Annotated in this window: 10 protein-coding genes and 1 tRNA gene; 6 read left to right on the forward strand and 5 right to left on the reverse strand. The window is 40.8% G+C overall.

From position 1 onward, the window contains the following. The first annotated feature begins 904 nt into the window (after positions 1-904). The 5 genes from ABF638_RS07320 (at position 905) to ABF638_RS07340 (ending at position 7,335) form a co-directional block, all read left to right on the forward strand. Positions 905-1,303, forward strand: a complete 399-nt coding sequence (locus ABF638_RS07320; RefSeq protein ID WP_435021525.1) for a hypothetical protein — start codon at positions 905-907, stop codon at positions 1,301-1,303. A gap of 101 nt (positions 1,304-1,404) precedes the next feature. Further along, on the forward strand, positions 1,405-2,364 hold the full coding sequence (locus ABF638_RS07325; RefSeq protein ID WP_181928834.1) for a ribonuclease Z: 960 nt from the start codon (positions 1,405-1,407) through the stop codon (positions 2,362-2,364). Between the two features lie 562 nt (positions 2,365-2,926). Next, positions 2,927-5,119 (forward strand): GumC family protein, encoded by a 2,193-nt coding sequence (locus tag ABF638_RS07330; RefSeq protein ID WP_435021527.1) that lies wholly within the window; start codon positions 2,927-2,929, stop codon positions 5,117-5,119. A gap of 321 nt (positions 5,120-5,440) precedes the next feature. Beyond that, positions 5,441-5,878, forward strand: coding sequence for a hypothetical protein (locus ABF638_RS07335; protein WP_435021529.1), 438 nt, complete (start codon positions 5,441-5,443; stop codon positions 5,876-5,878). Positions 5,879-6,189: 311 nt separating this feature from the next. Then, positions 6,190-7,335, forward strand: coding sequence for a SpoIID/LytB domain-containing protein (locus ABF638_RS07340; protein ID WP_435021531.1), 1,146 nt, complete (start codon positions 6,190-6,192; stop codon positions 7,333-7,335). A gap of 80 nt (positions 7,336-7,415) precedes the next feature. On the opposite strand, the gene ABF638_RS07345 is transcribed toward ABF638_RS07340, so the two are convergent. Beyond that, positions 7,416-8,714, reverse strand: coding sequence for a hypothetical protein (locus ABF638_RS07345; protein ID WP_435021533.1), 1,299 nt, complete (start codon positions 8,712-8,714; stop codon positions 7,416-7,418). 368 nt (positions 8,715-9,082) lie between these two features. Between ABF638_RS07345 and ABF638_RS07350 the strand changes: the two genes are divergently transcribed. Continuing rightward, complete coding sequence (locus ABF638_RS07350; RefSeq protein ID WP_181928830.1) at positions 9,083-9,562, forward strand: hypothetical protein; 480 nt, start codon at positions 9,083-9,085, stop codon at positions 9,560-9,562. A gap of 88 nt (positions 9,563-9,650) precedes the next feature. Here the strand turns inward: ABF638_RS07350 and ABF638_RS07355 are convergent. The 4 genes from ABF638_RS07355 to ABF638_RS07370 all read right to left on the reverse strand — a co-directional run bounded on the left by ABF638_RS07355 (position 9,651) and on the right by ABF638_RS07370 (position 12,690). Then, positions 9,651-9,722, reverse strand: a tRNA-Gln gene (locus ABF638_RS07355). Positions 9,723-9,984: 262 nt separating this feature from the next. Next, on the reverse strand, positions 9,985-11,172 hold the full coding sequence (locus tag ABF638_RS07360; RefSeq protein WP_435021535.1) for a glycosyltransferase family 4 protein: 1,188 nt from the start codon (positions 11,170-11,172) through the stop codon (positions 9,985-9,987). Positions 11,173-11,438: 266 nt separating this feature from the next. Continuing rightward, entirely contained in the window at positions 11,439-11,753 is a 315-nt protein-coding gene (locus ABF638_RS07365) for a hypothetical protein (RefSeq protein WP_435021537.1), read from the reverse strand. Positions 11,754-11,892: 139 nt separating this feature from the next. Continuing rightward, complete coding sequence (locus ABF638_RS07370; RefSeq protein ID WP_435021539.1) at positions 11,893-12,690, reverse strand: WecB/TagA/CpsF family glycosyltransferase; 798 nt, start codon at positions 12,688-12,690, stop codon at positions 11,893-11,895. Positions 12,691-13,033: the final 343 nt, after the last annotated feature.

Genomic DNA, 13,033 nt, shown 5'->3' on the forward strand with positions numbered 1-13,033 from the left:
GTAAAACAAGAGTCCCACTAAGGTTTCAGCGTTAGCAATCGTGTTCAGAGAATATGGATAAAGTCGAGCTTAGATTTCAAAAAAGAAATCATTGCCATAATACAGCAGTTATTTGGTATTTATCAACTTGTTTTTAAGTTACTTTTTGGTACGTAATTGCGACCGAAGTATCCCATTTTTTTGCAAAGAGAATGAAAAGAGAGAAGCAGGTGAAAAGAAACCCCATGCTTAACCATTAGTTATATTTTTCTTAATTTTTGAGTGCGATCGCAAGTACCCAAAAAACTTTAGACCTCCGTATTAAATTATCAACAAACTTGAGTATTTATCATTCAATCTTTTGTAGAGACGGCGATTTATCGCGTCTTTGGCTCTAGAATTTTCGTCAAAAAACCTTAACCGAACCGTATTGAGGGTGGGGTAAAACCTTGGTTGATCAGCTATTTCAGACTTGTGTATACACCGTAGCCTTTTTAAGGGAGGTTGGGGGATAAACAAGTGCCTAAAATTACAGCGAAACACTTTTAAAACATCCTCTAAGACCCTCTTCAAATCTGGGTTTTAGGATTGTTACAAAATATGTAGAGAAGACACAGACTTAATAAAGACTTTAATTCATAGATTTTTCGGAAATAACTGCTTCACAAAGCTATAACTTTGTCTGACACAAAATGTAACTAATTTGTCAGAAAAAGCTAATGAATTTATTAATCAACTTTTATATATTTTAAATATCAACAATAAATTAAACATCAAAGAGCAAATATAAATCATACAAATCTTTCAGCTTTAGAAGAAGTTATAAATCTGACTAAAGTCTGCACCAGTAAGACAAATATGGCATTTAACGAATTATTAAACACTGCCATAGTTAATCAACCTAATATTAGCTGGGGATAAAAATATGCTAGAAGTAAATAACTTGTTCAACCAAATAGAACGATGTTCATATCTGAAGACTGCCCAACCAGACAACAAAAATATTGAGGCGCTAGCAGACACCTGGAATCATTACCTCAAAACTTTACATGAAGCGATCGCTGAATCCAATACAGCCAAGCAAATTGCTCAAAGAGATTATGAAAAAGTCCAAGCTCTTGCGATCGCTTGGGAAAAACAAATGCAAGTTGCTTTGACTAACTCCAGCGAAGAGGAGGTTCGTCAGGCACTAGCGCATAAACAAATTTATACTGCAAGGGCACGACAACTAAAAACCTTAGTCGAACGTCATATTATCCATATCAGCACCCTGAAAACCCAACTAGCTTATTGGGAAAATCAACCTTATTCTCAAGTCTCGTAAATTGACGAAGCTACTGGCTTTAAAAAGTATTTTGCTCATCAACCGTGCCACTATAGAAATATAGAGTTGCAAATTGAGCAATAGGAAGACTAAAGAACACTGTGCAGATAACATTCTTAGGGACGAGTTCCGGTGTACCCACGCGATCGCGCAATGTTTCCAGTGTCGCTCTGAGATTACCACAAAGGGCAGAACTCTGGTTATTCGATTGTGGCGAAGGCACCCAGCATCAAATTATGCGGAGTGAACTGAAAATCAGTCAACTCTCCCGAATTTTTATCACCCACATGCACGGCGACCACATCTTTGGCTTGATGGGACTTCTTGCTACTTGCGGCTTGGCTGGCAATGTAGAACGAATCGATATCTATGGCCCACCTGGATTAAATGATTACATTCACTCCGCCTCACGTTACTCCCACACCCACTTTTCTTACCCGATTAAAGTTCACGCCATCCGTCCAGGGGTAATTTATGAAGACGAGGACTTCACCGTTAGCTGTGGTAACTTGCATCACCGCATTCCCGCTTTCGGCTACCGCGTAGCCGAAAAAGACCGATCAGGACGCTTTGACGTGGAAAAAGCCAAAGCGTTGCAAATTCCTGCTGGTCGGATTTATGGTCAACTCAAGCGCGGTGAAACAGTTACCCTTGACGACGGACGGGTGATTGATGGCACCCAATTGTGCGGCCCCACAGAAATTGGTCGAAAGATTGCCTATTGTACAGACACAATTTATTGTGATGGGGCAGTGGAATTAGCTCATGATGTAGATGTATTAATTCACGAAGCAACCTTTGCCCATCAAGATGCAGATATGGCTTTTCAGCGATTGCATTCCACAACCACAATGGCAGCGCAAACAGCTTTAGCCGCTGGGGCACATCGGCTGATTATGAGTCATTTTAGTCCCCGATATGCTCCCGGAAATACCTTGGAGTTGAAGGATCTCCTGAAAGAAGCCCGTGCTATTTTTCCCCGTACTGATATGGCTCACGATTTTATGATTCATGAAGTACCCAGGCGACGGCAAGTAGAGTTAACCAAGGTAGGCGTTTAAGTTTTGGATTTTAGATTTTAGATTTCCTATTGAACCCTTGTAATCTAAAATCTAAAATTAACCAAGCTCTATCTTGGAGTTAAGTTAACATCCAGCAAATAGACAGCAGTTTAATTTTATGAGTAAGTCAACTAGTTAACCAACGATTTACGGTTAGCTCAGTGTATCAAGAATATAGAAATAGTATGGTTTAAATATTTTTATCAATATGTTTTTTAAATTACAAGTTATCAAAAGAACTTGATTGTAATAGTAAGATTGTGAATCAGAGAATTTTTTACTTAAATACTTAGGAAAAATAATTAATTTTCCGTCAAGATTTTTCTTCCTTAAATAAAATATTTATTAAAAATTTATTCTTCCAACACTGATTAAGAATTTATATGCATGAATTGATGAACATGAAAGCGCCAGTTGGCATAATATTGTGCCAAGTGAGCTTGTCATCGTTGGAAGAAAAATTCAGTATGCTATTGCAGCTATTAGGTGTAAAAAAATCATTTCACATTTTTCATAAATCTTCCAAATAAATATAGTGTTTCGATATTAGAGGAGTTGGATAGTGGCTAAGACTAGTCTGAATCAAGAGCAACAGGTTACTACTTCAGCACAAGGTGCAGTTAGCATCAGACAACTATCTACTATTTTGCTTCGCCAACGCTTTCTGATCTTAGGAGTTTCCTGTGTAGTTATGTCAGCTGCTAGCCTCTTAGCTGTCATTGCCAAACCTACTTACCAGAGCAATATGCAGATATTGGTGAGTTCCAATTTATCTGAAGAGGCACAGTCAAATAATATCCCAGTTGGGGTAGATACTCAGGTTACTGATTCCACTACTCAGATGAAACTTATGCTGAGTTCTAAGCTGCTCCAGAAAGCCGTAGATTCACTTCATTCTGATTATCCTGATATCACCGTAGAAGATATCAATGGTCAAAAAGAACAGAGCAAAAAAGCACCTCTGGAAGTGACTTTAGAAGAGAAAAGCATAGGAGCTAATAAAGTTTTTAATCAAGTATTTGAAGTTACTTTCAATGATGACGATCCAGTTAAAGCGCAAAGAGTACTTCAATCTCTACAAAAAGTCTATCAAAACTACAATAAAGAGCAACAAAAAGAACGTCTGAATCATGGATTAGCATTTGTAAACGCTCGCCTACCTGAGATCAAAAAAGAGGTGAGTAAAGCTGATAAAAATTTGGAACAGTTTCGTAAGAAACATAAATTACTCGATCCTGAAGTCCAAAGTAAAATCCTGCTAGAATCTCTAGCCGATATTCAACAACAGCTACAAACCACTCGTGCCAACCTTCAAGATGTAAATGCTCGCTACAGCAACTTAGAGCAACAAATAGCGTCTTCATCCCAGCAAAATACACTAATTTCGTCTCGTTTAAATCAGTCAAGCCGCTACCAAGCGCTATTGAGTGAAATTCAAAATACTGAACTAGCTTTGGCTAAAGAGCGGCTGCGCTATACAGAGGATTACCCATCAGTACAAAAACTAAAGCAGCAACGCCAAAGTCAACTATCGCTATTACGAGAAGAAGTAAAAACTATTACTACTAGCAGTAAAAGTGAACCACTCTTACAAGGGCAAATCGTAGGGGTTGAGCCAAAGTTAGTAGACGAGTTAATTCTGGTACAGACAACCGTCTTAGGACTAACTGCCAATGAAAAGAATCTAGCCGAGTCAGAACAGCGACTCCGCTCCGAGCTAAACAAATACCCAAGCTTAATCGCAGAGTACAACAGTCTGCTGCCAAAGGTAGAAACTAGTCGTAAAACTCTTGAACAACTGCTCCAAGCACAACAATCCTTGGGACTGAAAATTGCTCAGGAAGGATATAACTGGCAAGTTTTGACCGAACCTACTCTGGGTACTTATATGGGGAGCAACAGATTATTAATTTTGGTTGGGGGAGCAGCAATTGGGCCGATTTTAGGTATCTTAGCAGCCCTAATTTTGGAAAAATTTAATGACGCTATTTATTGTGCAGGAGATTTAAAGAAACTGACGAACCTACGTGTATTGGGATCAGTACCAAAACTACCATCGCGTGGTGTCAAAAAGCGGCGGCTGGGACTGCCTTGGAATAGTCGGCGAAGCTCAGATTCTTCTGTAATAGAAGCCACTCCTAAATTGCCCGTCCATGAAACTTTGGACATGATTTACCAAAATATTCAAATATTAAAATATCCCTTGTCTTTCAAGTCGCTGATGTTTACTTCAGCACTACCAGGGGAAGGGAAGACAACCTTAGTATTAGGACTTGTGGCTAGTGCTAGCCGGATGCATCGACGAGTATTAGTAATTGATGCTAACCTACACAATCCTAGCTTGCACAAAATCCTAGAGCTATCCAATGACTGGGGACTATCTCTGTTATTAGTTGATGAGACAACTACTCATTTTCAAGATTACATCCAGCCCATTCACCCCTCTATTGATATTTTGACTGCTGGGCCGGAACCAGAAGACACGGTTAAGTTGCTCAGTTCTCAACGGATGAAAGAATTAATAGAGTTGTTTGAACAAAATTATGACTTAGTACTGATAGATGCTCCACCTATTTTAGGCACGGTTGATGCCAGGATTGTGGCATCTTTTTGCAACGGTATTGTGATGGTAGAGCGCATGGGGAAAGTGACCCGAACTGAACTGACTCAAGCAACAGAAATTTTGAGTAAGTTGAATTTAATTGGAATTATCGCTAATGAAGTGAGCAATTCTCAAAAGGTATTGGCATCGTAAATCGAAGAATAAAAGTTTCTCTTCCACAGCAGTAAGATTTGGACAATTTACTTTCCCCAATTACTGCAACAAATTTTTGACTGTATTCTCAACTGAATCGGAATATATTTGAGCGATGCGATCGCTTTCAGTGGGTGCTTGCCCCATCACTAAGTGATTGCATCTGCTCATATTTAAGATAAAGAGGTCAGTCAGAGCTTTCCTGACTGGCAGTTAGCAATATTCAGGCTACTATTCTGGATAGCAAGTAAGTAAATAAATATACTGATGTGCTATGGACGACTGAGATAGTAAACTGTTTAACACATTTAAACAAAGCTAGTGAAAAAACTATTTGTAACTTTTAATATTTTGGTACTTTTATTGCCCCTAACTGCTGTAGCTAGCAGCACAAATGACGACTTGTCATTCTTCGAGAGCAATAACAATTTGATCATCGTACTGGATAATAAGACTAATACTGCATGTTCTTTCAACACTAAAACTAATTCAGTCGTTAAAATGTCTAATGTTAAGTTTACTGATACGCGAATGGTTGGGGCCTCTTACTGGTGGGGAAAACTAAGCGGAAACCTGAACCATTTTCTTAATCCTAAAACATTTAAAATCAGCCAAATTAAAGGCAGATGGAGCGATAATAACGTCATGTTAATCAAGAGACAACATTACAATGACTATGCTGCTTACACAGAAAATCTCGGTGCAACCTGTGTTAAAGAAGGCGGTTTAAATGAAGTAGCGAAGAAGATGATAAGGTAATTTAGCTTACACTTAATCTCAATTAAAAGAATTTTTTACTGTGCATTGATCTGCTTTCACTCAATTAATTTAGCAGGTGTTAATGCAATGCCTAACAAGAGAAAAAGCTAGTGGCATTGAGCATTGGAAACAGGTAGAGGAGAGAAGTTCTCCCCCTGCCTCCTTCACCTGATTTCTACCTGATAGCTAAAGTAAAATGCATAATTAGTAGGAGGTGGCAACCTCCTGCGTTGGAGAAGTGTCTCATCTTAAAGTAGTAGACGCCATAGTTCAAAGCGTCAATTAGATACTAGTGTGATTAGATGATCAGCATGAAATTCCAACTTTACTTAGGCTCTTTATTTTCCCAGATTAAAGTACGTCATTGGTGGATCAGTGTCTTATTATGGATAGCTTTGGTTGCCCCAGCCCAAGCGTCTGTAATTCTGCGCGTGGCAATTGAGAGGGGCGTTAATCAGGTAAAAGTGGGCAGTTCCACCACTGGGATTGTCAAGGATAGTACTGGCCGGACTCTTGGACAGTTACCAGCGATGAGTGCATATTATGCCCAAGCCATTCCTGGTGGAGTTGCTTTAGATAAGTGGCAGTCTGGTTTATTTTGGATTGAGCCAACTGGTAAAGGATTCGTTTATATTGGCGATCGCTGGTATCGGGGTAGAACTCTAGTTGTCCCCACAGAAAAAGGCTTAACTGCTGTTAATTGGGTTGATGATCAAGAATATCTCTACAGCGTTCTTGGTGGCGAAATGGATGCTAGCTGGCCCCAAGAAGCACTAAAAGCCCAGGCGATCGCAGCCCGCACTTATGCCCTCTACGAACGAGAAAAACAACGGAATAATCCCATTTACGATTTAGGCAATACCCCCGATCGCTGGCAAATTTACAAAGGCGTCATCAGTGAATCTCCTGCTACTTACAAAGCAGTGGATGAAACAGCAGGGCAAGTACTAACTTATAACAACAAGATTATTCTCTCAGTTTTCCACGCTTGTTCTGGAGGACATACCGAAAACGTGGAAGACGTTTGGGGAAATGCCTTGCCGTACCTACGGGCTGTTCAAGACTACGATCAAAATATCAGCGCGTGTAATTGGGTAAAAACCTTCTCGCCCAGTGAGATTAGTGCTAAATTCCCTGAACTTGGCAATGTGACGGCGATGATTGCAGAAACATTCTCGCCTTTCCGTAGTGTTAAAGTCTTGAAAATTGTCGGTAACAAGGGCACAAAGGTTTTACAGCGCGAGCAAGTGCGGACAGCGCTGAAGCTAAAAAGTACCCGTTTTAGCGTCACGAAGGGAGCCGATGGCAATTTTGTACTCCAAGGGCTTGGCTTTGGTCATGGTTTAGGCATGAGTCAGTGGGGGGCATACAATCTAGCTCGGCAAGGAGTGAACCACCTGCAAATTTTGGGACATTATTATCAAGGTGTAGCCCTCACACCAATTCAGGCGAAGTAATCAGGGATTGGGGATTGGGGATTGGGAATTGATTATTTCCCCTGCCCCTCCGCCCCTCCGCCCCTCTGCCCCTCTGCTTCCTATTCCCCACTCCCACGTTCTAAGCGCCGTTGCCATTCAGCATCAATTTGTGCAGAACGCTCAACTTCCTGGTCGAGTAAGTCAGTTTCGCTGGAATACACCAAATCTTCGTTGCCAATGACTTTTTCTGCGGCAAATTGTTGGGCATAGTCGATTTTTTGTTGCAAAGGTGCATCAGGACTTGCTAATAGCCTTGCTCTGGAAAGGCGATCGCGGTTGCGATCGCCAATTTTGCTATTACGCCACCGAATCCAGAAATAACGCAATAACGGTATGCCTAAGAAACCTGCTCCGTAAGCCAATAGCAGCCAATAAATTCCTTGCACAAAAGCTACCAGTCCACCTAATTGGACGGCAACAGTCCCATCTCTCAACAAACTTCCCAGTACTAAGGCACCAACAAAATTTAGTACCCCCAATCCAGCACTCAGCATAATTTGCCCTGAACTTGCAGCACTAAAACGCCAGGGAAATTCCTCCAAGTGATCTGATATTGCATGACGGCGCTTTTTAGTTGCACTCACCTGCAACTCTGGAAAGTAATAAACAATTTGCCCTTCTGGACTTACCCCTGGTTGCCCATTAAATCGCGTCAGAACGGGCAGCATATAATCTTCGTACTCTCTTGTATATCCCTCGCCAATGTCATCCAAATATGGGGCAATTTGTTCTGCTACCACTGCACCACGGTTACTCCGAATCACCGTAGCAATTTCTTGCCAGCGACGTTCTTCTAGGTTGGCATTAGGATTACCATCGCCAAACAAAAACGAAAACACAGCTTCAAAGAAATTTAGATTGCTTTCTTCCTGGCTTCCGCGTCGCCGTTCCTGGTAGTGGGTGTCATAATTTGGGCTAAGATACCAGAATAAATTAGGAAAATAGAAGAACCCCCCACCACCGGAACTACTGCCTCGATTGTCGCCATCACGGTCTGAATTGGCAGCGGTAATGATGATGAAGATGGTAACAGTTATCAGGGCGATGGAAACAGTTAAGAAGATTCCAAAAGAAATACGAATCAGGTAAAACAGAACACTCCAGACCTTTTTCCACCATTCCTGCAATCGTAACCGAAAGTATTTATTACGTAAAATTGCTCGGAAATTTTGTGGAAAAAGGTAAACTATATCACCTGAATCCGCTACCTGTAAATGTCCCCCAGCATCTGATGCCAGGGCTAACAAGCTTTGATTAGCTTCAGCGACGTTCAATCCTGCCTGAGTTGCCACATCACCAACGGTGACACGGTAGCCCAGTTGTTCCACAGCTTGCATGATGGTGGGACTGGGAGCCATTGCTCTCCCCTCCTATTGAAAATTATTCCTTTTCTTAAGTATAAAGTTTTATTTTGAGCGACTAGAAGCCAGGAAGCAGGATAGCGTAGCAGTAGCGAGTCCGTGAGCGTCGGTATGAGGTAGGGAAGAAAGATACTGGAATTACCCTGCAAAAAGGGTTTCAGAGCAAATAAATTTATTTACACCCAAAAGCAAAAATATTTATTTCGAGCGGAAAGTGCCACAAGAAATAATGCGTCAAAAGTTTCAGAGCCAATAAAGTTATTTATGGGGTTTCCCCCCTGCTCCCTGCCTCGTCTTCACTGACACGCAACATGCTATAATCACTTGCCTCTGCATTGATTAACCAGCAAATTTTCTGCTCAAATATGGTTCAATACACTCTCGCTCAAAGCCCAGAAATTATCCTTACCGTTTCTGGAAAAGATTCAGCCAAAGCCCGTGATAAAGCAATGGATCAGTTGATGGAACTGATGGATGCAGGTAAACTACCCACGGAACTGGAAGAAGGATTTGGCCCTCAACAATTAATTGAGGTTAAAGAGTCAACTATTGATACTGCTAGCGGTGAGGATACCATTACACAAGCTGTCCAGGTTCTGAGTAACCTGGCCACACTCAAGCTGAAAGTTCAAGAATCACGATCTGAAGCGTTGGAAATTCGCCAAGCGGTTGATGTTCTGTTCACCGATGAGTCGGTAACAGAAGAGGAAATTACTCGACTCAAGGAAGGTTTTAAAGTTCTCAAAAATTTTGCCCAAGCTAATGTGCGTTACCAAGAAGCGCGATCTAAAGCAGAACAGGCTCGGCAAATTCTGGATCAAGCTCTCAAATCGCCTGACAAGTAAAATTTACGGAATTAGATGCGTCTCAATGCATCTTAAAATACAATTAAATACTCTAAAAGACAGGCTGTTATGCCTGTCTTTAGATTTACTGGGGCGCTAGGATTCGAACCCAGGAATGGCGAGACCAAAACCCGCTGCCTTACCACTTGGCGACGCCCCAATGAATTCACTATAGTAAATATAGCATTTAGTCCTGGGTTAATGTCAAGTACTTTAATAGTTGATTTCAGATAAGAGGTTTTTAACCTTGGGTATTGATTGCTCGAAATCCTTGCACTTAGACTCTTTCATGACTTTGGGGTTAACCCTTGAATCTTTGTGGTTAAGGCAGAAAATTCTGCGATCGCGATTTTTTTGTGTCTAAAATATGCTTTACTTGATGCTAAACGCCTTGGGGTCTGTTCCTACTATCTAGGGACACATTATTTCTTCTTATTGATGACTTGTTGGTAAATTGCCATCAACTGCTGATAATTAGCTTCAGGAGCATACTTAGTCTCATAAACCTGGCGAGCATTTTTGCCCATAGTTCTCATAGTTTCAGGATGAGTGTTTGCCCATTCTATTTTGGCTGCCATATCTGTAGAGTTGCCTGCTTCAAAATGTAAACCAGTTACTCCATCCTCTACAATTTCTACCATACTACCTAATTTGGACACCAGTACAGGTAGACCACAGGCAAAAGCTTCAGCAATAGTCAAGGGAAAACCTTCATACCAAATGGAAGGAAATACTAAAAATCGTGCATTCTGCATTAGTGCCAACACTGTTGGCTTATCCTGAAACCCTAAAAATTCGATGAAATTTTCGGAACTGGTATTTTTAATCTGTTGCTGCAACTTTTGACGCCAAGGGCCATCACCCACAATTTTTAGTGGTGTGCATAAGTTATTCTGTATATAAGCATCAATTAAAACAGAAACTCCCTTTTCTTCAGACAATCTACCAACAAAAAGTAAGTAGTCACTATATCCACCATTTTGGTTTCGAGAGTCTGGAGCAAACACAAAATTAGGTTTGATGTAGAACTTTTCAGCTGGCAGTCCAGCCTGTAACATTTTGTCTTTTTGAAATTGGGTAAAGACAATATAAGCATCTACCTGTTCCTGCCAAGTACCTCGCAACCTATGCCAGCTGTTCATTGCTGCTATCACAGAGCTTTGTACGCGTGAGTTGCGGTAGCAGCCATGTACAACACTAGACCACGGTACTCTTTGTCCAAAGCAATCTACACAAACTTTTGCATCTCGAAAAGGCATTGCTTTGGGACAAGCAAGCCGATAATTATGAAGAGTTTGGACAATACTTAGCCCATACTCTCGACAAGCATCATATATGGAAGGAGAGAGTAGAGGAAAAAAGTTATGTACGTGGACGACATCAGGGCAGAGTTGGGAAATTTGGATGCGAACTTGTTGTTTTGCTGAATGTGAGTAAATTGCACTAATACCAGTTGCAACTTTATCCCAGGTATTTTTAATGTCATGATTACTGACTTCTAGTAAAGATACCTGATGACCATTTGCTTTCAGCAAGGATTGTTCCGCTTTTACTACACCATCCTCACCGCCTGCAAGTTGATAACGGTTATGTATCAACAGCACTTTCATGCAGTTAACTCTCTGAATAGTGGAAGGAAAGAACCAACTAGTAGATCATGCAAAGCAATTACATCCTGATTTATAGTAGTTTTACTGTTCTATAGCCGATTTTTCTATAATTCGCGACCTACAGCCAATTTTTGATCGAATTTAATTAGTTTTTTCCCTATGTTACCAGTATCACTAAAGTAGCAGTTGAAAAGATATATAACTATGACGTTATCACTAATTATAGTTAGAGCCATTGCTCTAACTCAATTTCAAGCGAATACGGTTCACTTAAGCGCTACTTGTACAAAATCGTGGGTTTTTGAGACGCGATAAATCGCCGTCTCTACAAGTGTTTTGGTCTTATCTGAACTGTATTGGTCTATGATCCAGCCTAAAGGATCTAAGTAAACAACGTGCAGCTTGGGTAGGGGATTACGTGCTAGTTCAGTTTCTAGACCTTGACGATGACAGTTTGATGTGAGTACCCAGATTTGATGATACTTGCTTACCTCCCTCGCAACATTCCAGCCTACTCCTGGTTCAGAACCCTTTCCCGGTTCACAAGCATACGCACAGATGAGAATTTTTAACTGTTTCATGTCCGACATTTCCTTCATGTCGCTAATATCGTTGTAACTATTGCTCTATAAGCAGCCCCTAGCTTTGAATATCAAAGCTAGGGGCTGCTAAATTATTTCTTTTGACGCCAGTTGTGATTCTCACCCTATTTTCTTTTCCTTAATCCCCAGTTTCGTGAAGGAAGACCGCTGCAATACGACTTGATGATAGTAGTTGCTTCGTAGCCAGCCATATAAAGAGTGGAATGGTCTTAGCATAGCGACCGCAAAGCCGTCGCGGTTCTTGAATCCACCGATACAGCCATTCAAGTCCTAAGTCTCGAACTATACGGGGTGCCCGCTTGTGAATTCCTGCATAAACTGGGAAAACTCCACCCAGTCCAATCATTACAGCTTGTATTTTACCCTTATGTTGAGCTATCCAATTTTCTTGTTTGGGACATCCCAGAGATACTAAGACAGCGCTGGCACCACTAGAATTAATCTTTTGAACCAAAGCTTCGTCTTCAGTTTCAGTCAGGGGACGAAAGGGTAGAGGTTCCATCGCCGCAATCTTCATCTGCGGAAATTCCTGCTCTAACCTTTTTTGCATTCTAGAAAGAATTTCTGTTTGGGAACCGACAAAGAAAATACTCAGATTTTGTGTTTGAGTTCGCTGACACAATGCGAGGAAAATATCCATCCCTGCCACACGGTCTTGGTAAAGCGCTCCCATTTTTCGCATCATCCATACGAGAGGCATACCATCAGGAGTAACTATGTCTGCATTTCGTAATACGGTGGCAAACTCTGGATTCCAATGAGCTTCAATGAGCATGTGTACATTGGCTACATATACAGCTTTACTCTCACGCCTACTCGCCCACTTAAGTATTGTTTGTACCTGGTCGTCAAAGCGTAAAGCAGTAATAGAAAAATCAAGCACTTTTTTAGTAGGTAGAAGCACTCTCGCCACCATCAATAACTCCTGTGTCCAAGAAAAAAATCCATAGATTACCTAGACCATTCCGAATATTGAATAATTTGGATTGGATTACTCCTGACTTTTTGTAGGTTTGTGTCATCGTTGGAATTTAACACATGGAGGTGCAATTACCTTCTTAGTATATTTTTGGCTTAATCGGTAATACTAGGATTCTTTGCTGTTTCGTCCTAGCTTACTGTTTTAAGCTGGTAATTCTAGGCGCTGTTTGGCAAAATTCATACTTCCTTCATAATTATTTTTTGATTTGTTCATGCAAGCATTACAATTGCGATAAATTCCTATGGATATATATTTAATTAAGCAGCATTTGCTACAT

Source organism: Nostoc sp. CALU 1950, from assembly GCF_051172895.1.
GTDB lineage: Bacteria > Cyanobacteriota > Cyanobacteriia > Cyanobacteriales > Nostocaceae > Nostoc > Nostoc edaphicum_A.

What these genes read in the sequence shown, in the direction of transcription:
- ABF638_RS07320 (WP_435021525.1), top strand. Translation starts at nt 905, where the DNA reads ATGCTAGAAGTAAATAACTTGTTCAACCAAATAGAACGATGTTCATAT.
- ABF638_RS07340 (WP_435021531.1), top strand. Translation starts at nt 6,190, where the DNA reads ATGAAATTCCAACTTTACTTAGGCTCTTTATTTTCCCAGATTAAAGTA.
- ABF638_RS07345 (WP_435021533.1), bottom strand. Translation starts at nt 8,714, where the DNA reads ATGGCTCCCAGTCCCACCATCATGCAAGCTGTGGAACAACTGGGCTAC.
- ABF638_RS07350 (WP_181928830.1), top strand. Translation starts at nt 9,083, where the DNA reads ATGGTTCAATACACTCTCGCTCAAAGCCCAGAAATTATCCTTACCGTT.
- ABF638_RS07360 (WP_435021535.1), bottom strand. Translation starts at nt 11,172, where the DNA reads ATGAAAGTGCTGTTGATACATAACCGTTATCAACTTGCAGGCGGTGAG.
- ABF638_RS07365 (WP_435021537.1), bottom strand. Translation starts at nt 11,753, where the DNA reads ATGAAACAGTTAAAAATTCTCATCTGTGCGTATGCTTGTGAACCGGGA.
- ABF638_RS07370 (WP_435021539.1), bottom strand. Translation starts at nt 12,690, where the DNA reads ATGGTGGCGAGAGTGCTTCTACCTACTAAAAAAGTGCTTGATTTTTCT.